Raw genomic sequence first — 20336 nt, forward strand, 5'->3', positions numbered from 1 at the left:
TATGAAATTAGGTATTCCAAGGTATATACCATTCATTAAATGAAAAAGCGATCCCTGATTGTTCAGGAATCGTCATCGAGAAAGAACTTTATTGAGGACTTTAAAAGCAGGGATACTTAATTTCTTCCAAATCCAGCTATATACTAAGGAAAAGGCAAATGTCCCTAAAATAACCATACTATTAAAATGAGGTGTTACCGATGGTCCTAGTATAGAAAATTTAAATCCATATAATAAAATACTTATACCTAGTGTCAAACATAAAGCTGCAAATGGAATAATAAATATGCTTCTCTTTAAATACTTAAGACCAATGCCTAAACTGAGTCCTAATAATCCTGTGGTAAAGAGGAACACCAATAGCTCACTTGGCTGGAGCATTGCCAATAGAAATATGGTTACGAAATAAGTCATCACACCTATTCTTAGTGACAATAGGGTAGCAAGCACAAGTGGACCAGTGCTCATCATGCTAAGTATATAGCCAATACCAGTGAAAATCCCCGCAGATTGAAAAATTACGGCTATTGAACCTAATAGGGCACCAACTACAAGCCGCATTGTCTTAGAATAACTGTCAATCGTTAGGGCTAACTCATCTCCCCAAACAGTAGATGTTACTTTTTTGAAAAATGACCGCATCTGACACCCCCATAATAGGTAAATGCAGTGAGAAAGAAGTTTATGCTAAAAATTGTTCAAAATAAGTTGCCCTTTTTCTAGACATTTCCCTAATACTGTATCGAGAATTTTACCAATATGTTGATGCATTGTATTTTGATGAAAAAATGGGAATTCGGTCCTTTGCAGCATCCGAAGACCGCTAGAATGAATGAAATCACTCCCCTAAATGCCAAGGAGTGATTTTTTGCTGTATCGCGCTGGTACGGAAAAAGGTGCAATGCCTTGAAGATTCAGCAGCTCTAATTGGTACTACTAAAACAGTTCTACTCATATTCTTATAAAGAAAACAATTAGAAGGGGTGTAAAGTGAATTGATAAAAGTTAAGGTTAGTTTACGTCCCATTGTAAATAGGATAAATTTACCCACTGTTTTGAAAACAACTATACTTCCGGGTGACTCAATTGAAAGAGTATTTATTGCAACCCAGGTAGGAGAAATCTTTTACATAGGGAACGGGGATATTAGGACTTTTTTAGATATTCGACCGCGCATCTTAAAACTAGGTGATCCTGGTGGTGGATATGATGAGCGGGGATTGCTAGGACTAGCGTTTCATCCCCAATTTTATTATAACGGTTTGTTTTATCTCCATTATTCAGTTGCTGGAACACAAGGTCCAGGTGCTCTTCCTAATTCAGAATCTGCAAGACAGGGTCTTCCCGAATTTTTTAATCCTGACCCGTGTGATCCTAAAACTTTAAACCTAAGGTGGACAAATAGAGATACTCAATATGATCATATTGATACAGTTGAAGAATGGATTTTACAATCGAATGGTCAACCTCAAAAACGACGGACATTACTTAACTTAAGAAGGCCATTTTTTAATCATAATGGTGTTAATAGCTTAAACTTTTCACCTGAAACAGGAAAACTTGTTTTAACAACCGGAGATGGTGGATCAGGATATGATCCTTTTAATTTAAGCCAGGATGAGATGGAAATCGCGGGTAAAATAATTGAAATTGATGTAGTTAAAAATACATCCATCTCTAATCCACCCGTAGTCACACGGTTTAATGAACTGCCTGTACCTATTCAGGAAACACTTACGGTAATTGCCAAAGGGGTTCGCAATATACCTGGGATTTCATATCAAAGATTTTATAATCAGTATATAAAATATGCGGGAAATGTCGGACAGGATTTGGTAGAGTCGATTTTTTCATTCGTTCAATATAAACCAATACCGGTTACTCAGCTTATTCAAGCCTCTTTAATGAAATCTGAACCTGACCAAGAAGGATTTGTTAACTTTGGATGGCGAGGGTGGGAAGGTGCTTTTCCTACTTCGATTATTAGGAGCTGCTCTACAAATCCGAATTTGGATGAGAAAACGATTGCTTATTACGATGAAGTAATTAAAACTTCAGTGAGGCGGATTCAGCCTTTAACTAGTTATTTCCATAAAGATCCCCGACCCGATAAGTTTGGGGGAACTGCACTTACAGGAGTACAACCATATATGGGGAAAGGAATCCCCGCTTTAACGGGAAGCGTTGTGTTTACCGATATTGCCCGTAAGGAACAACCTCAAACTCCGGGTAGAGGGGTCTTAGCTTATACTAGGGTAAGGTCTGATTGTAAACTAAGTGATTTTAGTGTAATTGAAACCGATTATGATTTCGGGGCTCAATCTGCTTATTATGTTAGTCTGGGAATCAATCTTGACCAAACCCGATTATATTTAGGGGTTTATGGCTCTATGAAAGTGACTGATTTTAACCAAGGCACTGTTTTTGAAATTGCTCCATGATTCATAACAATATCTAGATACATTTCCAACTTAAATTTAATTGTGTCGAAATATAAAACAAACAAGAGAGCACTCAGCTCCCTCACACTTCCATAAATTTTAATATAAATATCCATTTAATTTAAAAATGAGTTACCAACAATCTAGCCCTATAGATGAATAAAGAAAAGCCCCCGTTAGAGTTTAAGTGAACTAATTCACAATGTTACATTTCTATTGTAGAATGACAACAATGTTATTTAATTTTATACCTAGGTTACTTCGTCATAAAGTTACTTCTGTATTATCTGAATAAGGTTGCCGCATGTATCTTCGAAGACAGCTATTGTGACTTCGCCCATTTTTGTTGGCTCCATAGTAAACTTCACGCCGTTTTCCAATAATCGTTCGTACTCTTTACGAATATCTGCAACGCCAAACATTGTTGCTGGGATGCCTTCGGCAACAATCTTCTTTTGATACTCCTTTGCGGCTGGATGGTCATTCGGTTCGAGTAAAAGCTCGGTACCTTCTCGATCATCGGGAGAAACAAGCGTTATCCACCTGAATTTCCCTATGGGAACGTCCTCCTTTTTTACAAACCCCAGCTTTTCAGAATAAAACTTCAGTGCCTTGTCTTGATCTTGTACGAATATACTGGTAACAATGATTTTCATACTGTTTTTGCCTCCTTTGATATTTGTGACGCATGGTGCTGTGCTAACAATCTGGCTGCAAGCAAAACAATCCACATATTAGTCAGAAGTCCTGTTCGGATTTTATAAAATTACACTATCCATCCTTTCAGCAAATTTTTAAGTGGTTCGTTGTTGAATATAAGTACTCGATATTTCCCCCTTCGTATTGATTTTACGAGCCCAGCATCTTCCAATGCAGTAAGATGTTTAGCGATCGCCTGACGCGAAATGGAAAGGTCGTGCTTCATAATGAGACGTGCCGTAAGTTCATACAACGTCAGTTCATTGCGTTCGGTTAGTTCGTCTAATATAAGCCGCCGAGTCGAATCGCCAAGTGCTTTGAATATAGCGTCTTTGTCCCAATTCATATATCGAGTATAAGCAACTGTATGGTTGCATGTCAAGCATATGCAACTGTATGGTTGCTTGATAAAGGTACCTATTATGTAATCTTTTTCTTCAACAGCCTAAGTTCACTTCATCAGCTGAAAAAACCTTATTCAATTATCTGGCCCTTTTCATGCAGAAAGGCGCATTTCCTTACTCCGGAAATGCGCCCTTTAAATATCAACTCACGACCCTCGATGTTTTTTTACATGGAAACGTGTAGAACAACGTTTACTACAAAACCGTTGTTGACCGTTTTTTGAATGATCCACAAATATTTCTTCACAAGGTACTGAAGCACACTGTTTAAGACGCAACCTTCCCTTATTTACCAATTCCTCCCCCAATGTAAATGCACAAATTGCAATGATCCGGTCGGCAAACGAATAATTATTCCCAATTAATTGGTGATAAACAAACTTAAATTTCCCACTTCCTATTGGATATAATGATCTCTGGAAAGAAGATCTTGATTCATATTCCATCAAGGACTCAGACAACCTCTTATCACTAGCCTCAATAATCTGTTTTCGAATTTTATCTCTAAAATCCCGGATAACTGAAACATCCTTAAGTGTGGGGGATTTATCCAAGAACATCCCATGTTTTTGAATCAGTTCCTGTAATTGGTCTACCGTATTTAACCTTTCAGACACCTTATAGTATGGGTCGTACGTGTTTATAATATCTAACGTCAACGCTAACCATGATTCGTTGTAATACTCCATTTACCATTGACTCCTTACATAATATATTGTAATATCTTAATTGTAATTTAGATATTACATATGGTCAATATCCAAGTAAGGAGTGAGACGGATGCAAAGTAATATACAAGTTATACATGCCCCTATTAACCTAGGTCTCAGAAGGGATCAGTATGGTAGAGAACGTGGATGCGATAAGCTTCCAAATGCCCTTGAAGCCCTCGATTTTCATTCATCAATTGGCGCGACAGATGTTAGAAGAATGACTAAACCGTGTTATCCTAAGGAAGAAATTTATGTTGATGGTGCTTTGAATAGCTCACAAATAGCTTCTTTTTCAGTAGACTTAGCAAATGTTGTAGAAGACATTTTAAACGCTTCAGATTTTCCTTTAGTAATAGGTGGCGATTGCAGCGTATTAGTTGGGAGTACATTAGCGGTAGCACGAAGAGGAAAATATGGATTGATCCATATAGATGCACACCCAGATTATTATAATAAATACAACAAAGAACGCGCCGCTACAGCTGGTATGGATTTGGCCATTGTAACAGGAAAAGGGACCGATATTCTTGCAAACTTGGAAAACCGAAAACCCTATATATCTAGTGAACTTGCTTTTACTTTTGGGTATCGGGAATCTGATCCAGAAAAAGAAATTATTGAAGAGGTAGTAAAGGATGGGATTACCTGTTGGAGTGCAGAACGATCAATTAGAGAAGGAATAGAAAAGACAGCTAATGCGTTAACATCTTTTATAAACCGGGCTGATATTGATGGCTATTGGCTACATTTAGATGCCGATGTCCTAGATGCTAGTATTATGCCATGTGTAGACTGTCCTGAACCAAATGGTTTGCAATGGAAAGACCTTACTTATATTCTTAAGTCACTCCTAGCAACAAATAAAATAACGGGGATGAATGTGACTATACTGGATCCCTTATTGGATTCATCTGATGAAGTAACAAGAACATTCAACAAAATGCTAATTGAAGTATTACGAGAGTTAAACGTTTAGTAATTGGGGGTGAATTTTACACTGGAAAAAATTTCACCCCACTAAACCGCGGATTGCTCAATACCAATCATTTCAAGTTTGATCGTTTTTTGCACATACCTTTATTCAAGAATATGGCCCTATAGATGAATAAAGAGCGCAATTCTTACTCCAGAATTGCGCCTTTAATTATGCTCCAATAAAATACGCATCAATTTTATTAATTCCCTTTTTGTAACGAGTCTAACTTTTCTTCAATACGATTTAATTGTTCTTTTTTCTTTTTTGATGAGCGCCAAAATAAAAATAGGATTACTATAAAAAATATTGGAACTCCTAAAGCAAATAATTGAAAAATAATATCCCCGACATTTACTCCTGCATTCATATTTTCTCCTCTTTCATTTCATCTTTAAAAAATTTGTAATTCCCTTCACTTTACCATTTCTTGTTCCACTAATAGTCCATTACATAAAGAATGAGCGCAATTCCTACTCCATAATTGCACCGTTAGTTCAAGAAGAAAGAGCTGTGTTCAACATTATTAAAAAATTCCTATTTTGCGTTTTTATAATACACCAGGTTATCCGTCCACTCTCCAAATTCAAATATGAATCCTTTTCTGATGCATTCAAACTCCATTCCCACACTCTCCGCTAATTTAATGGAGGGCCTGTTATCAACATTGATATGGGCTTCAATACGATGGAAGTGGAGATTTTCAAAGGCAATATTGAACGCCTCTTTTACAGCCTCTTTTCCGTAACCTCTTAGCCAGTATTGATTATGAATTGTATATCCTAAGAGACCCCACTGGAACTCTTCTCTCATAATCGTGCAAAACTCAACCTTACCAACGTGTTTTCCATCCGATTTTCGAAAAACACCAAAAACATATGCCTCATCTCGATCGACTAATCTATGATGTCTCTCGACCACACCATTGAACTTCTCTTGCGTCCATTCAGTCGAATCCATTTTGTCATCGTCGTATTTGTACTGTGAAGGAAGTCTGTTGCAAAATCCTTCTAGCCACGGTTCATAATCCCGGCTCTGTAACAGTCTTAAAACCAACCGTTCTGTTTCTGATTGGAATTTGTCTTTGTCCGTTTTCAATGTGACATCTCCTTAGCATAGATTTTTTTCTAATTACATAGCCTTCTCTGTCAACGTGGTTTCGCTTATATGCCATAAGACATCACACCTCTCGTTCAAATTATGTAAAAATTATACCATTTTTCATTAGCTGTCTGAAGTGCTTACTCCAGAAATGGCCCAAAACAAAAAGAGCGCGAGATCCTTACTTAAGATTCGCCCCCGTTGAATACCGATAATTAAATAAAACCAAAGCCCTAATACAAAGTGTTAGTCTATTATTGGCTCTACTTTAAACTTAAAATGATCTATGTCCCAGATATCATCGCTTGTGTTGGTCTCAACTATTACTTTCGGCTTATCTGAAATTTCATAATCTTTCACATTCCAACTGAAATGTAATCCAAAGTTCCTTAAGTTAATGACGTTTATTACCAAATCGGTTTTGCTTCGGAATCCACTCGTTTTACTATCAGTTGTATCTATGGGCTTTATTCTTTTAATTTTTTCCTCCTGGGAAAGAGTACTACCCGCTATAAATCTTCTAACTCATGCTTGGCAAACCTAGCGTTAGGATAAGTGATCGAGCTGCCACCTATCACACCAATTTTGAGGGTTTCATCGTTGCCCCGGCATATAAGCAGCCTGCCTTCCATGTGATAGCAAATACATTCATCGCAGCGGCTGACTATTGATTTTGTAAATCCCATAATGGTGTACTTACCCTAACTGGCGTTTAAATACCTTACTGGCAACGAAGTAAGCAATGACCATGATGCCGACACACCAGGCAAGCGCGGTCCAGATACCGTTGCCAACAGATCCTTCATACAAGAGGGCACGAATCGAATTCACGATTGAAGTCACGGGCTGGTTCTCAGCGAACGCACGAACAATTTTAGGCATGGTTTCTGTGGGGACAAAAGCAGAACTGATAAACGGCAGGAAAATCAGTGGATACGAGTATGCTGTCGCCCCTTCCATAGACCCTGCTGTCAATCCGGGAATGACCGCCAGCCATGTCAGCGCCAGCGTAAACAGCCCGAGTATCCCAACTACCGAGAGCCAATCCAGGATATCAGCGTCGGAACGGAAGCCCATCAAGAGCGCAACGAGGATAACCACCACCACAGTAAGCCCATTGGAAACAAGCGAGGTCAACACGTGAGCCCATAATACCGACGAGCGCTTGATGGGCATGGTAATGAAACGCGCCATCAGCCCGCTCTTTATATCCGTAAATAGCCGCAATGAAGTGTAAGCTACGCCGGATGCGATAGTGATCAACAAGATTCCCGGCAATAAATAATTGACGTAGTTGTCCGTGCCTGTCTCTATGGCGCCGCCAAATACGTAGACAAACAGCAGCATCATCATAATCGGCGTAATCGCCACCGTGATAATCGTATCCGGGCTGCGCATGATATTGCGCATTAAACGCCCTAGTAATACCCCTGTTTTTCTTTTCATTTACATCTCCTCCTTTTTGCCGATTATCGCGAGGAAAATTTCCTCCAATGTCGGCTGCTTCTCGATGTATTCCACTTTCGCTGGTGGGAACATCTCCTTTAGTTCGGTAAGGGTACCGGTCGTAATGATGTTTCCGCCATGCAGGATGGCGATACGGTCTGCCAGTTGTTCGGCTTCCTCCAGGTACTGGGTCGTCAGCAAGATGGTCTTGCCACCACCTGCAAGTTCCTTGATGGTATCCCAGACTTCAATCCGTGCTTCAGGGTCAAGCCCTGTGGTCGGTTCGTCGAGAAAAATGACTGCTGGCGTCCCGATCAGGCTCATGGCGATGTCAAGCCGGCGCTTCATCCCGCCGGAATACTTGTCAGCCCGGCGGTTTGCCGCATCGATCAGGCTGAATCTTGTAAGCAGATTGTCGGCGACTTGAGCGGGATTGGAAACTCCCCGCAATTTGGCGATCATCATCAGATTTTCCCACCCGGTTTGCATGCCGTCTAAAGCTGCGAACTGTCCTGTCAGGCTGATGCTCTGGCGAACATGATCCGGTTGACGCTGAACGTCAAAGCCGCAAATACCTACTTCCCCACTATCTGGCTTCATCAGCGTCGAGAGGATGTTGACTGTCGTCGTCTTGCCCGCTCCATTTGAGCCCAGCAGTGCGAAAATTTCGCCACGCTGTACCTCAAAATCCACCCCCTTTAATACTTCCTTGTCTTTAAAGGATTTTTTTAACCTTTTAACAGAGATCGCTGTATTGCTCATACTTTTTCCTCCTTAAAAAGCACCTTGCGGAGCTAGATTGCCCACACGCATCTACTTAGTCTGACTGATAATCCGTATTACTTAGTACCTAGTAAAAAATATAACTGAATAGTGAAGGTGGCAATGCACACTTGTAAACAGCTATTCAGTCGGTATTATCTATTGAATTAACTTTTTTCCCAATCGCTTCATTTATACTCTCATTCAAATCTTCACGATACTTGGCGACAAAGGTTTTAACGTTTGCCACTATTTCGTCGGCAAAGGACGCCACATCTCTCCCGGTTATTTCCAGCACTAGTCTACCTTCCGCCGCACCGGCTTCGAACAACTCGACTAATTTATACAATCGAGCAGTTTAGTTAAATAAGGACAGAGAAATATTCAAAACAGTTTTTAATTATTTTATTACAAAGAGGAGATAAAACTCGATGTTTAATGAAATTATTATTAATAATCTTTTAGCAAAGTAAATAAAAAACAGAACGTTATCAGTACGGAACAAACTTGAACAATATTTCCGGGTTTGCGTCGTTAGTGTCGGTGCTAGGCGAAAATCCACTAGGATTTCGCCATTAGCCACGACCAATCGTATCGTTCAACTTCGCGCGATACTTATCCATCCAAGTTTTCGCGTCCTTCACTAGTTCGTCGCAGAAAGCGGCCACGTCCTCACCCGTGAGATCAGTGACTTTCTTGCCTTCCGCTGCACCTTCCTCGAAGAGGTCGAGAATGCCGCCAAAGATACGGCTGGTGTCCTTCCAGTCGGTTAGACCACCAGAGGTCCACATATATTTTTGGATAGCGTAGTAAGCGTTGCGGTACTCACTTGGAAGTGCCTTCGCTCGCGCCTCCATTGCCTTCCATTCCCGCTTGTCATCCAGATTTCCGATGATTTTTTCAATAATATTCATATAACTTCTCCTTTTGATTTAGTTTTGAGTTCGTTAATTTTACTTGAGACAAATTCCCATTTTTCCCAAAAAACTTTAAGATGCTCTTGACCTGCTGCGTTGAGTGTGTAAAATTTTCTCGGCGGTCCCTTAGTGGATGGCTTTTTCTTGATGTCCACCAGATTGTGTTTCTCAAGCCGCATGGTAATCGTATAAACTGTGCCTTCAACCACATCAGTGAAGCCAAGCTCTCGCAGCTGTTGCGTGATTTCATAGCCGTAAGTTTCGCCACGGCTGATGATTTCAAGGACACAACCCTCAAGCACCCCTTTCAGCATTTCTGTGATATGTTCCAAATTTATCCTCCATTTGTATTTTACTATATTTTTTTCAGTACTTTGTATCACAGGTATTGCGTGATACAGATATTAAGTATTACTGATTACCGGTATATAGTAACGCAGAATAGCATTACTTGTCAAGAATACTTTTCGTCAAAAAAGCCCGTTTATTACGGGCTTCATAGTTTTTATCAAGATAGGTCATAATTTAGTAAAATTGATCTCCTTAACTGCGTCTTTAAAGTTTTCGTATAGGACAGACTGAGTTGTCAACTGGATAATTGTCAATAGGTTCGCATGCCTGATGTAACAACGGGATTATTTGAGGGAGGAAACGGGGTTATGTTCTCACTAAAATACTTATAATCTTGACGATTTAAAAAACAAAATCACTGTGGACACCTCCTACATCTACCAAAGTATTTAAGAAACTTTACACTAGGTCCTATTTCATATCACTAATTTTTACATCAAAAATACTTGTACAAAGATATTATAATTACAATTGATATACCCCATGCTATGAACAAGTAGATTAAGATAGCTTGTACCATTAAAATGCTTCCACTTTGTATTAAACTACAGCTACTACTGCCTGCAATGCTCGGGGCTTCCCCTAAAAGCCTGCCCCCATGCCGGGCACACTACAAAAAGAATAGATGATCTACTCCTTTTCCTTAAAAATTTATTTATTGTTTATTGTTCTTTTCTTGCTAATTCATTTCTATCTGATACCATTGGAGGCTGGTTTTGAACAGCTTTTAAATGGTTACGAAACGGATACTTTGCTCCTTTTAACGTAATCAGAAAATTGGATCCGTTTTAAGTTCCTGTTAATTAGCAAACTTAAAAGGAATATCGAAGTTTAATATCAAGAAAATTATTATAAAAATGGATAAGATATAGGCTGTGAAAGGCTTATACTGATGCAATGCAATAACTGAAAACATAACGATGTCAAATAGAAATGAACACCAAAATTCCCAGCCATTCTGATATGAAATTCTCCCAAACATATGCAAAAACCACTCAATGGTGATGTAAATAACAGACCAAAGCAATATGTAAAGCATTCGATGAAACCATTTTTCTGGAAAATGGGAGAGAAAAAGAAAAATACTAACAGGCATCGTAATAAGAGCATATACAATAATTGTCATATCATGTCCGTATAAAAAATCAGCATGGAACTTCCATAAAGTATTGTCTTTTACTATAAATTCATAAAGCAAACCACCTGTAGCAATAAAAAACATACTAGCATGGTATTCCCGCCAATTTCTCCAATTCCCCCACTTAAAAGAAGCCATAATCGTTAAAACTGTAATAGCAACGTGCATACTCATTATCCTTTCAAGGACTTTTATAAAAAGTTTCCCCTATTTATCATTATTTATTGGGTTTTGGTAACTAAAGTAATCAACAAAACCAGTATGAAGAAAACAAAAAAGGAGAAACAATGGATTATCCTTTAAGGCTTTTATACCCATCGCAAAAACAGGAGAATTTTTACTTCAGCTGTTCTTATAAATATTTAATTTTAACACAAAATAAATAAAGCTATATCAAGGAGGAAATAAAAGACTATGGATTTTAATGATTGCAACAATCAGAACGGTCAGGAAACACCACATAACGTAAGGCTTACAGCTCCTGAAATCGCCAACATTTGGTCCCAGTACCAGAATGATACGATGGCGATATGCGTATACAAATATATGCTTAAAATTGTTGAAGACGTGTCCATCCGTCCCATTCTGGAATATTCTTTAAGTTTGGCGGAAAACCACATTACAAAACTTAAGGATTATTTTACTCAGGAAGGGTTTCCCGTTCCCCACGGATTTACCTATAATGATGTAGATAGGACGGCCCCACGTTTGTTTTCAGACGAATTATGCTTAACATATACCTATATCATGTGTGTAAATGGTTTAGCAGGATACGCTGCTGCTTTAACTACAAATATGCGTCGGGATGTAAGGGATTACTTCGTACAATGTCAAAATGAAACAATGGATCTATTCAATAAATCATTAGATTTGCTATTGGAGAAGGGTATTGTATCCAGACCACCTTTTATCAACCCTTCAAACAAGTTTGAATTTATTGAACAGCAGAAATTCATGGCAGGTATCTTAGGAGGAAAAAGACCGTTAAATTGCATTGAAATAAGTAATGTATTCTGGGATTTAAAAAAAATCCAGTTAAGCAAGTCGTTAACAATGGCGTTCGCTCAAGTTGCAAAATCACAAGAGGTTAAAGAATATTTGTGGCGTGGTGCAGAAATATACTCAAAGCATATTGAAGTTTATGAATCGATATTGTCCCAAAATAATTTACCACATCCGAAATCAGAAGAAGCTGAAATTACGAACTCAACTATTGCACCTTTTTCTGACCGACTTATGATGTATCATAAATCACTTCTTGGCTCTACCACTATCGGTATGTATGGCTCAGCCATCGGTACCGCCCAACGGGCTGACTTAGTAACCCATTTCACAAGACTTATGGGTGAAATGGCAAAATATATGGAAGATGGGCTTAATATTATGATTGAAAAAAAATGGGCTGAACAACCCCCATTAGCTGATGACAGAGAAGAATTGGGAAAAAAACAATAATTTAAACAGTTCTTCAATAGATTAAATGTAAAAGTTAGAGGTGAATGAAAAAATCTGATGAAAGCTGAAATACTTCTTTGGAGTTTTAAACTTTACCGGGGTTTGGACAGTTCCTCAAGCAAAATATGTAAAAGGGTTTTGATTCATTATATATTAGAAGAACTTTTGATAATCTACATATTCTGCTATGCTTTAAAACGTCTGTGTGTATTACGTTAACGTAACATCTCAAGCAAAGTACAACATACCTTAAAATGATATCCCAAGCTAAACTTGCTACCACTTTAAAATCATTTTCATTCTCCATAACATAGATTTTTTTCTAATTACATAACCTTCTCTGTCAACGTGGTTTCGCTTATATGCCATAAGACATCATACCTTTCGTTCAAATTTTGTAAAAATTAGACCACTTTTCATTAGCTGTCTGAAGTGTTACTTCAGAAATGGCCCAAAACACTCAAAAAGAGCGCAGATCCTTACTCAAAATTCGCGCCCCTTTTCTTGAATAAAAACGGAATAAGTTTAATTGAATGAGTACTCATCTTGGCTCCATGTTAGAATTTCACTAGCTACCCTTTCAGGATTATCCCAATGAATATTATGTTTAGTGTTTGCTATACCTATCACCTGTACATTTTTTATACTCTCTTTAATTTTCTTAATTCCTCTGTTTCGAGAAGGATCTATATCTGGAATTGTGGAATGGAATAATAATACAGGACACTTAATATGATTATAAGTTGCTGAGCATGGTTCGTGATAGAATGCTTTAATTGTTGCTAATAGACTTAAACGATCAGCACTTAATACATAATTACTACCATTCTTCTTAAAATTAGAGCTAATAATTGAATTCAGTTGTGCATCCCATTGTTTTGTTGTGTACTCCTGATATGTATTAATTACTTGATCCCATGATTTATATGTGCTTGATTTAATATATTCTATCCAGTCTGATAGTGCTCTTTCTTCTGCCATATCAACAACATGTTCAGGAAATACATAACCTCCGTCTATTAAAATCACACCTTTTATTTTATCTGGATAGGTAACCGCGAAGTTTAAAGAAAGGTCTGCTCCCCAGGAATGTCCTAAAATATAAAAAGGTTCATTTGTAACCTTTTGAATAACTGAGTAAATTCGTTTTACGAGAGAAGAAAACTTATAATCTTCTTCGAGTTTCAGTGAACTTGTCTCTCCATGACCTGGAAGATCTAAAAAAATAAGATGAAAATTATTTTTTAGGTATTCGTTAAGTCCAAGAAAGCTTTTAGAGTCACCTGTCATTCCATGAAGACAAACAATTGAAGGAAGATTTCCATCCCCACTTTCATACCCATGAAAAGTATAGTTATCTACTATTTTCCTGAATTCCTTCAAATTATTCCTCCTTAAATCTAATTAATGTCTGAGCCATTTTTGTGGAGCCAACCCCTATCGCTAAAAAAGAATTGTTTCAAGCTTTCATTTATTATTAACTTCCTTATGTTCAATTTGTTCTAAAAACCAGGGGTTATCTCCTTCTTTTGCATAAGAAGTAAAATACTCTTTATTTTCCTCAATTAAATTCCAAACCATCTCTTGTTTAACAACAATCTTAAAAGCTTCTGCTTTTGTTTGATTGTTCGGATCGTATGCTTTTATCCAGTATTCTTCGTAGTCTTTGGAATGACCTTTTTCTATTACAATCAACATTGAAGTGGTTGAATTAAAAGGCCCCCCACAAGATGTAATCAATAATAAAATAAAGACAATAAATAAACTCGAATACCTTAGCATTTTCACCCCCCTCTAAAGATAAGAAAATTATGCCCGATTGCTTAATACCAATTATTTCAAAATTTTTGACTTATCACAATCCTATATTTTTAAAAGAAGACGCTTTCCTTCTTACAGAAAAGCACCCGATTGTTAAAGATCACTAATTAAATCTTATTGAAGTAAAGCACCGTTAGTTGAACAAAAAGCCTTAAACATAAAAATGATTATATTATAACAAAAGATAAGAATTTCAATATAAAATCCTTAATAATGTATAGTACTCAGCAATTACAATATTTCGATATACCCTTCTGTTCCATGCACGCGAATTCGTTGCCCGTCTTTTATCAGTTTGGTAGCATTTCCCACCCCGACAACTGCTGGTAAGCCATATTCACGTGCGATAACTGCTCCATGGGTCATCAGTCCACCAACTTCGGTGACCAGGCCTTTTATAGATACAAACAATGGTGTCCAGCTAGGGTCAGTAAAGGAGGTGACAAGTATATCTCCATCTTCTAGTTTTGCATCTTCCATATTTAAGATGACACGTGCTCTGCCCTCACTAACTCCGGAAGAAACCGGTAGACCTACAATAGCTTCAGCTGGGAGATTTTCTCGTTTGTATTTACCTACAATGATTTCACCATCAGACGTGATAACACGTGGGGGAGTTAGATTTTCATATAGTTTGTATTCTTCTTTCCGTTTGCTGATGATCTGGTATTCCAATTTATTTGTGCGTACGACTTCAAGAAGTTCATCAAAATTAAGATAGTATATATCTTCTTTTTCATGAATAACGTTGGCTTGTACGAGTTGTTCGGCTTCTTTCAGTAAAGCCTGTTTATAAACAAAGTAGCGATTAATCATGCCGTATTTTGGATATTCACGATAACCGATGAAATTCCTTATTAGACTGATCATACGTTTTGTCTTTTTGGCTTTTTGTTCACCATCCGGTAATTGCTTCAATCGATCTAATAACTCTTGTTCCTTTTTCAAAGCCTCCTGTCGCCCTTGCTCAAATTTCCGATTACTAGTACCAGGCTCAAAATTTTTGATGTTACTGATAATCATGGGGACAAGTGCAGTTGGTTTCTCATTCCAACGAGGTTTGGTAATATCAATTTCACCAGTACACCGCATGCCATATTTGTTGAGAAATTCATAGATAGCGGCTTGAGCTTCATTTCCACCTTCGAACTTTACCAGTTCATCTAGAAAGTTGTCATCTTTTACATTTTGTAAATAATCAATTACTTCGGGATAAGGACGAATCACATCGGCGACATCTAATAGTGCCAAACCCATTTCCGAAGTAATATTGTTTGGTACAGATTGAGATAGCGTGTCTGCTGCGTTTTTTTCACCCAACCACTTGTTCATTTTTTCATTGATCCATGATGAAGCATCCATAGCAGCTGTAATCACACCCATGTTTTGTGGATCAAATAAAATCTTCTTTAAATGCTGAATATCTTCTAGAATAAAATCAAATAAATCCGGTCCTGATTTCGTTTGGATGTTATGCTTTAACTCTTCTATCGATGTTTGATTACGCTTAATCAAATCAGAAACGATTGTCGGATCGTTTTCGATTTCTGCCAGCATATCAGTATTGCTTTTACCGGGACTCTGTTCTTTTTTATCATTTGGTAACGATTTTATAAAATCTCCTCGCTCTATTATGGTCATAAGTGCGTCTTTTATGAGAGGATCGGAATGTCCCAGGGCATCTAATAAAATTTCTCTGCTAACAGGTGAGGCCAGATTATGTGTGATATCAACAAACAACCTTCCGCCAGCTTTACGCATGGGTGCAGGAGTCGTTAACAGGAAAAAAGACAATCCCAATGGTTTTATTGGGTCGGTCATCATTTGTTGGTGACCGACAGATACATAAACGTGATTTTCCTGATCATTTGCTTCAGGGATGGGGTATAAAGTAGTGATTGGCCGACTCTGGACAATATAAAATGTCTCATCAACCAAACACCATTCGATATCTTGTGGGCAACCAAAATAAGCTTCGATCTGTCTTCCGATGCATGCCAGTTGTAAAATTTGTTGTTCAGTAAGTGTTTGAGTCTTTTGCTGATCAGGATCGATCTGCTTCGTCTCTGTTCCGCCTTCTTTTCGTTCATATATAGCCAACTTTTTGGTAGAAATCGTCTTCTCCACAATCCTACCCTCCCGCACTTTATAATTGTCCGCAGACACTAAGCCAGAGACCAGTGCTTCTCCAAGTCCAAAACTGGCATCGATTGATAGCAGCTTTCGGTTTGAAGTAATGGGATCAGCGGTAAATAAAACCCCTGAAGCCTGTGGGAAAACCATCCTTTGAACGATAACGGATAAATGCACTTGGCTGTGGTCAAATCCGTTTTGCATACGGTAGATTACTGCACGATCCGTAAATAGGGAAGCCCAACATTTGCTGATGTGCCGCAAAATGGCTTCGTTTCCAATGATATTTAAATAGGTGTCTTGCTGACCGGCAAAAGAAGCATGTGGTAAGTCTTCTGCAGTCGCACTGGAACGCACTGCATAAGCATGTTTATCGCCAAACTTGGAGAGATAGTGAGCAACTGCTTTCACAACATCGGAAGGAATTTCTATTTCCATAATGATTTGTCGAATTTTCCTGCTGATTTCACCAATTTGATCTCGATCCTCTACTTTTAGCAGTGTTAGTTGATCCAACAATGCTTGAAATGTTTTGTTTTGTTCGATGGCTTTTTGATATCCCACTGTTGTAACACAAAAACCTTCTGGTACTTGTATTCCTTGAATTTTTGATAATTCCCCTAATTTTAACCCTTTTCCTCCAACGAGCAAAAGCTGTGTTTTTGCCATTTCCTGAAAACCGAGAACCAAAGAACTCATTCTGCATCTCTCCTAATCATTACATTTGGTTTCTTTGATACATTTATCCCTCTCAACAAATCTTATTAAAGTTCTATTGTATTTTAGCAGTAGCAAATGAGAATAAATAGTCTATATTTACCATTTTTTATATGCTATAATTAAATTAGAAAGAGTTAGAGTTCAATTTTAAAAAAATAGCTAGATCATACCATACAGTAACCTGATAACCTGGTACATCCCCTCGCATAAATAGTGTTGCCTCTCTTTATAATCAAAGTTCGAAAATGAAAATAAAAAAAATCTTTGTATTAATTTGCCCCTCTAATTCCTTCGATTTTCTGTTTCTACATGGCCCTTTACATAAAGAAAAAGCACAACTCTTGTTAAAGAATTGTGCCCAATTGAATAAGACTTTTAAGTGTGCCTATAAACGGATTCATTTATAGATGAGTTAAAATATTGATGAGTTTCCCGAACGGATCCCTAACGTAAAAACGCCGAACTTCCCATGGTTCCTTAGTTGGTCCATACTCAATTGGAACTCCAGCTTCTTTTATGCGAGTGAGCGCAGCGTCGAGATCATCAACTTCAATTGACAAATCAGGTACTGGTGTTCCGGATCCTCCCTCTGAAAGGAAACTGATTTGAGTGGCCATATTCTCATGTGAAACGTAGGTTGCAATAAATCCAAGATCCATTAATTGATCAAGTCCTAGTATTTCCTCGTAGAAGTGCTTTGCTTTAGAAATGTCCTGCGTCTCAATATTGGCAACAATTCGCTTGACCTTCATTTTTACACCTCCAAGATATTTTGAAGCTTAATTTTTTCGTTACTCCATAATATGGCCTTTTACATAAAGAAAGCCATTCCTTGCTACAGAAAAGCCCCCGTTTGTTTAATAACTCTATGTAGATGATTTTTTGAATTGAAGATATACATAAATTATAAAAGTTATTGCTATTATACCTAAAATAACATTTGTTATTAGTATAGAACCTGCTAGGTTTTCAATGTCCTCTGACAGTCTATCTATACTATTACGTATTTGGATATTTGATGAATGAATATCCCCGATAGAACTTTGTAGGATATCTCTTACCTCATTTAGTGACTTTACTGTATCATTCATTACTTTCTCTCCTCTCACAAATCTATAAGTGCTTCTATATTGTGTGAACTTTAGAGTAGGTTCTCCAAAATGAATTTTTTGTTAAAATTGGACTTTCCTTAATATTAATGGTTTCAAATTTCCATAATCCTTACAAGTCAGCTTTGTTATTTACATAAGGAAAGGCACTTTCCTAGTTACAGAAAAGCCTCCTTTAATTGAGTAAAATACAAGGAGATTAATACCACACAGTAACTACTGTTAGAACAACGTAAATAGAAATAAGGATAATTAAGATAATAGTGGATTCATTGTTTTCTTTTGCTCTTTTATTTCTTTTCTATATATCTTTTGCACCTTCGTTTTCTTTTTAAATGAATCCATTCCACCCTCTCCTTTAAAAGTAGGTTTATTTTGTAGTGTAAATTTGGTTATTTTGTCTTATTTCCGTGAATATCCAATAGTTAGTTAAACGAATAGACGCGTTATCCTTATTGGATTATTGCCCGCTTTTGTTGTAAAACACTTAACCATTCTTTTGAATACTCCTGACTAAATTAAAGCCCAAAACTGTTGTTACAACCATTCCAAACTTATAACGATCGTTAACGAATAAATCGGGCAATGGCTTTACCAAATCATAAATTGCGATGTTAATGTAATATCCAATTGATCCGATTAAAAGAATTAACATTGGTATACAGACCACCAATAACTTGTAAATGCTTACTCTCCATTTTCCTTTTTTCTGGTATTGTTTTATCAGATGAGGAATACCTAAGTAAAAACCAAACCCTAATGCAGTTATCAATGAATAGAAAAAATATGGTCTTGAGTTAAAGTTGTTAGCCCCATCGACTTTCAACACAATTAAATATGTGTATATTTCCAACAATCCTATAACCAAGACAAGATAGTATAAAAGCCAAAGAACCTCTTTTTTTTGTTTTGACATCTAATTCCCCCCTTAAACTTACTCATTATGTCCTACTTACCACAGTTCTTTAAAAAAACTGGAAACTGAATCGATCTTCAGTTCTCGCTCCCTTTTCTTTAACAAGGTGCCGTTTTATTCTCGCTTATCCTCGTCTTCATTAAGAACTTTCAATAAGCTAATAATTTCTTGGTTTTGTTCTATTTGCTTATCAGAATTTATCTTTATAAGACGAATCCACCTAATTGTAAAAATCATCAATATAATGAAAAGAACACTAAAAAATTCCACTGACTTTATACCCCCATTAATATCGAATCCTTTTAGTTTACTTACATATTTAAAATGATATATGTATTATTGAAATTACTTCTGTTAGAGCCTCGTTTCGTTGAAGAGGCACGAACAAAGATTCTATTTTTTCCTTATGATTGTTATACCTGCTAAAACTATAATTGTTAAAAGTAGCAGAAATTCATACATATAGATCAAATCAATACTTTCAAAACCTAAATAGTCAAAAGTAAAAACGCATATATACATAACTCCAATTGTTACTATTGCCACATAACTCAAGAATCTTCTTACCATTGAATCTATACGTTCATCACGTTCAGGTATATTATTATCTTTAGGCTTGTTAAACAACTTAAATGTCAAAAATACCACTCCTATGCCAAATACGCCACCTAAGATAGTAGGCAGATAATTGGTATCGCCTGAAATTAACAGGGGTATTAAAACTCCAAACAATCCACCTGCTGCTGCAAACATAATTCTCTTATTCATTGCCCTTTTCCCCCTTTAATGTAAACAGTGCCTCAACTGACATCTTGAAATAGGCACTTATTTTTAACGCCAACTCTAAACTGGGATTATATTTATTGTTCTCAATTGCAATAATTGTTTGACGTGTTATCTGTAAATCTTCTGCCATTTTCAACTGGGTAACTTTATGATTCCTTCTTACTTCTTTTAATCGGTTTTCAACTGGCATTATAAAGATTCCCCCAAGATGTAAATAATTCTTTACATATAAGTATAAAATAAAAAGCAGAAAAATGTAAATAAAACTTTACATTTTTCTGCATTAAATTTTTTCCCATAAAAAACTCTCAATAGTTAGATATTAAGCGAAAAGAGGCTTAATCCTTCTTGGATAATAGCTCCCGTTTGCTTAAGATTACAAATGCATTTATTAACCGGATAAGTATTAGATGCAACAGGGAATCAACCTGACAATTCCCTGTCGATTTTT

Annotated in this window: 22 protein-coding genes and 1 pseudogene; 3 read left to right on the top strand and 20 right to left on the bottom strand. The window is 37.1% G+C overall.

Features of this window, described 5'->3' with window-relative positions:
* Nucleotides 1–72: 72 nt before the first annotated feature.
* On the bottom strand, nt 73–642 hold the full coding sequence (locus MOJ78_RS17900; RefSeq protein WP_304978684.1) for a hypothetical protein: 570 nt from the start codon (nt 640–642) through the stop codon (nt 73–75).
* Nucleotides 643–995: 353 nt separating this feature from the next.
* Between MOJ78_RS17900 and MOJ78_RS17905 the strand changes: the two genes are divergently transcribed.
* On the top strand, nt 996–2441 hold the full coding sequence (locus tag MOJ78_RS17905) for a PQQ-dependent sugar dehydrogenase (RefSeq protein ID WP_304978685.1): 1446 nt from the start codon (nt 996–998) through the stop codon (nt 2439–2441).
* A 272-nt stretch (nt 2442–2713) separates the two neighbouring features.
* Here MOJ78_RS17905 and MOJ78_RS17910 read toward each other — a convergent pair whose 3' ends face one another.
* From MOJ78_RS17910 to MOJ78_RS17920, 3 genes are all read right to left on the bottom strand, one after another.
* Nucleotides 2714–3097, bottom strand: coding sequence for a VOC family protein (locus MOJ78_RS17910; RefSeq protein WP_304978686.1), 384 nt, complete (start codon nt 3095–3097; stop codon nt 2714–2716).
* A gap of 110 nt (nt 3098–3207) precedes the next feature.
* Complete coding sequence (locus MOJ78_RS17915; protein ID WP_304978687.1) at nt 3208–3486, bottom strand: ArsR/SmtB family transcription factor; 279 nt, start codon at nt 3484–3486, stop codon at nt 3208–3210.
* A gap of 204 nt (nt 3487–3690) precedes the next feature.
* Nucleotides 3691–4233 carry a CGNR zinc finger domain-containing protein gene (locus MOJ78_RS17920; RefSeq protein WP_304978688.1) on the bottom strand — a complete coding sequence of 181 codons (543 nt, stop codon included), beginning with the start codon at nt 4231–4233 and terminating at the stop codon, nt 3691–3693.
* A gap of 91 nt (nt 4234–4324) precedes the next feature.
* Here MOJ78_RS17920 and MOJ78_RS17925 point away from each other — a divergent pair, with 91 nt between their 5' ends.
* Nucleotides 4325–5233: an arginase family protein gene (locus MOJ78_RS17925; protein ID WP_304978689.1), complete on the top strand. Its 909-nt coding sequence runs from the start codon at nt 4325–4327 to the stop codon at nt 5231–5233.
* 199 nt (nt 5234–5432) lie between these two features.
* Here MOJ78_RS17925 and MOJ78_RS17930 read toward each other — a convergent pair whose 3' ends face one another.
* From MOJ78_RS17930 to MOJ78_RS17965, 8 genes and pseudogenes are all read right to left on the bottom strand, one after another.
* On the bottom strand, nt 5433–5600 hold the full coding sequence (locus tag MOJ78_RS17930) for a DUF4083 domain-containing protein (RefSeq protein ID WP_304978690.1): 168 nt from the start codon (nt 5598–5600) through the stop codon (nt 5433–5435).
* 167 nt (nt 5601–5767) lie between these two features.
* On the bottom strand, nt 5768–6328 hold the full coding sequence (locus MOJ78_RS17935; protein WP_304978691.1) for a GNAT family N-acetyltransferase: 561 nt from the start codon (nt 6326–6328) through the stop codon (nt 5768–5770).
* Nucleotides 6329–7027: 699 nt separating this feature from the next.
* Nucleotides 7028–7777, bottom strand: coding sequence for an ABC transporter permease (locus MOJ78_RS17940; protein WP_304978692.1), 750 nt, complete (start codon nt 7775–7777; stop codon nt 7028–7030).
* Nucleotides 7778–8539 carry an ABC transporter ATP-binding protein gene (locus tag MOJ78_RS17945; protein WP_304978693.1) on the bottom strand — a complete coding sequence of 254 codons (762 nt, stop codon included), beginning with the start codon at nt 8537–8539 and terminating at the stop codon, nt 7778–7780.
* Nucleotides 8540–8684: 145 nt separating this feature from the next.
* Nucleotides 8685–8885 (bottom strand): annotated as a pseudogene (locus MOJ78_RS17950) (DUF1048 domain-containing protein); the annotation flags it as partial.
* A 229-nt stretch (nt 8886–9114) separates the two neighbouring features.
* Nucleotides 9115–9453 (bottom strand): DUF1048 domain-containing protein, encoded by a 339-nt coding sequence (locus tag MOJ78_RS17955; RefSeq protein ID WP_304978694.1) that lies wholly within the window; start codon nt 9451–9453, stop codon nt 9115–9117.
* Entirely contained in the window at nt 9450–9788 is a 339-nt protein-coding gene (locus MOJ78_RS17960) for a PadR family transcriptional regulator (RefSeq protein WP_304978695.1), read from the bottom strand. The genes MOJ78_RS17955 and MOJ78_RS17960 overlap by 4 nt, the downstream gene beginning before the upstream one ends.
* An 818-nt stretch (nt 9789–10606) precedes the next feature.
* Nucleotides 10607–11113 carry a CBO0543 family protein gene (locus MOJ78_RS17965; protein WP_304978696.1) on the bottom strand — a complete coding sequence of 169 codons (507 nt, stop codon included), beginning with the start codon at nt 11111–11113 and terminating at the stop codon, nt 10607–10609.
* A gap of 246 nt (nt 11114–11359) precedes the next feature.
* Between MOJ78_RS17965 and MOJ78_RS17970 the strand changes: the two genes are divergently transcribed.
* Nucleotides 11360–12400, top strand: a complete 1041-nt coding sequence (locus MOJ78_RS17970; RefSeq protein WP_304978697.1) for a DUF3231 family protein — start codon at nt 11360–11362, stop codon at nt 12398–12400.
* Nucleotides 12401–12925: 525 nt separating this feature from the next.
* Here the strand turns inward: MOJ78_RS17970 and MOJ78_RS17975 are convergent.
* From MOJ78_RS17975 to MOJ78_RS18010, 8 genes are all read right to left on the bottom strand, one after another.
* Complete coding sequence (locus MOJ78_RS17975; RefSeq protein WP_304978698.1) at nt 12926–13783, bottom strand: alpha/beta fold hydrolase; 858 nt, start codon at nt 13781–13783, stop codon at nt 12926–12928.
* 84 nt (nt 13784–13867) lie between these two features.
* On the bottom strand, nt 13868–14182 hold the full coding sequence (locus tag MOJ78_RS17980; protein ID WP_304978699.1) for a hypothetical protein: 315 nt from the start codon (nt 14180–14182) through the stop codon (nt 13868–13870).
* Between the two features lie 270 nt (nt 14183–14452).
* Nucleotides 14453–17053 carry a phosphoenolpyruvate synthase gene (gene ppsA / locus MOJ78_RS17985; RefSeq protein WP_304978700.1) on the bottom strand — a complete coding sequence of 867 codons (2601 nt, stop codon included), beginning with the start codon at nt 17051–17053 and terminating at the stop codon, nt 14453–14455.
* A gap of 422 nt (nt 17054–17475) precedes the next feature.
* Entirely contained in the window at nt 17476–17826 is a 351-nt protein-coding gene (locus tag MOJ78_RS17990) for a VOC family protein (RefSeq protein WP_304978701.1), read from the bottom strand.
* Between the two features lie 114 nt (nt 17827–17940).
* Nucleotides 17941–18165: a hypothetical protein gene (locus tag MOJ78_RS17995; protein WP_304978702.1), complete on the bottom strand. Its 225-nt coding sequence runs from the start codon at nt 18163–18165 to the stop codon at nt 17941–17943.
* Nucleotides 18166–18670: 505 nt separating this feature from the next.
* On the bottom strand, nt 18671–19099 hold the full coding sequence (locus tag MOJ78_RS18000; RefSeq protein ID WP_304978703.1) for a hypothetical protein: 429 nt from the start codon (nt 19097–19099) through the stop codon (nt 18671–18673).
* 393 nt (nt 19100–19492) lie between these two features.
* A complete protein-coding gene (locus MOJ78_RS18005; protein ID WP_304978704.1) occupies nt 19493–19867 on the bottom strand; it encodes a hypothetical protein in 375 nt (124 codons plus the stop codon).
* Complete coding sequence (locus MOJ78_RS18010; RefSeq protein WP_304978705.1) at nt 19860–20075, bottom strand: helix-turn-helix transcriptional regulator; 216 nt, start codon at nt 20073–20075, stop codon at nt 19860–19862. Before MOJ78_RS18010 ends, MOJ78_RS18005 begins: the two co-directional genes overlap by 8 nt.
* Nucleotides 20076–20336: the final 261 nt, after the last annotated feature.

The sequence above is a fragment of the Alkalihalobacillus sp. AL-G genome (assembly GCF_030643805.1).
In the GTDB taxonomy this organism is placed as follows: Bacteria; Bacillota; Bacilli; order Bacillales; family Fictibacillaceae; genus Pseudalkalibacillus.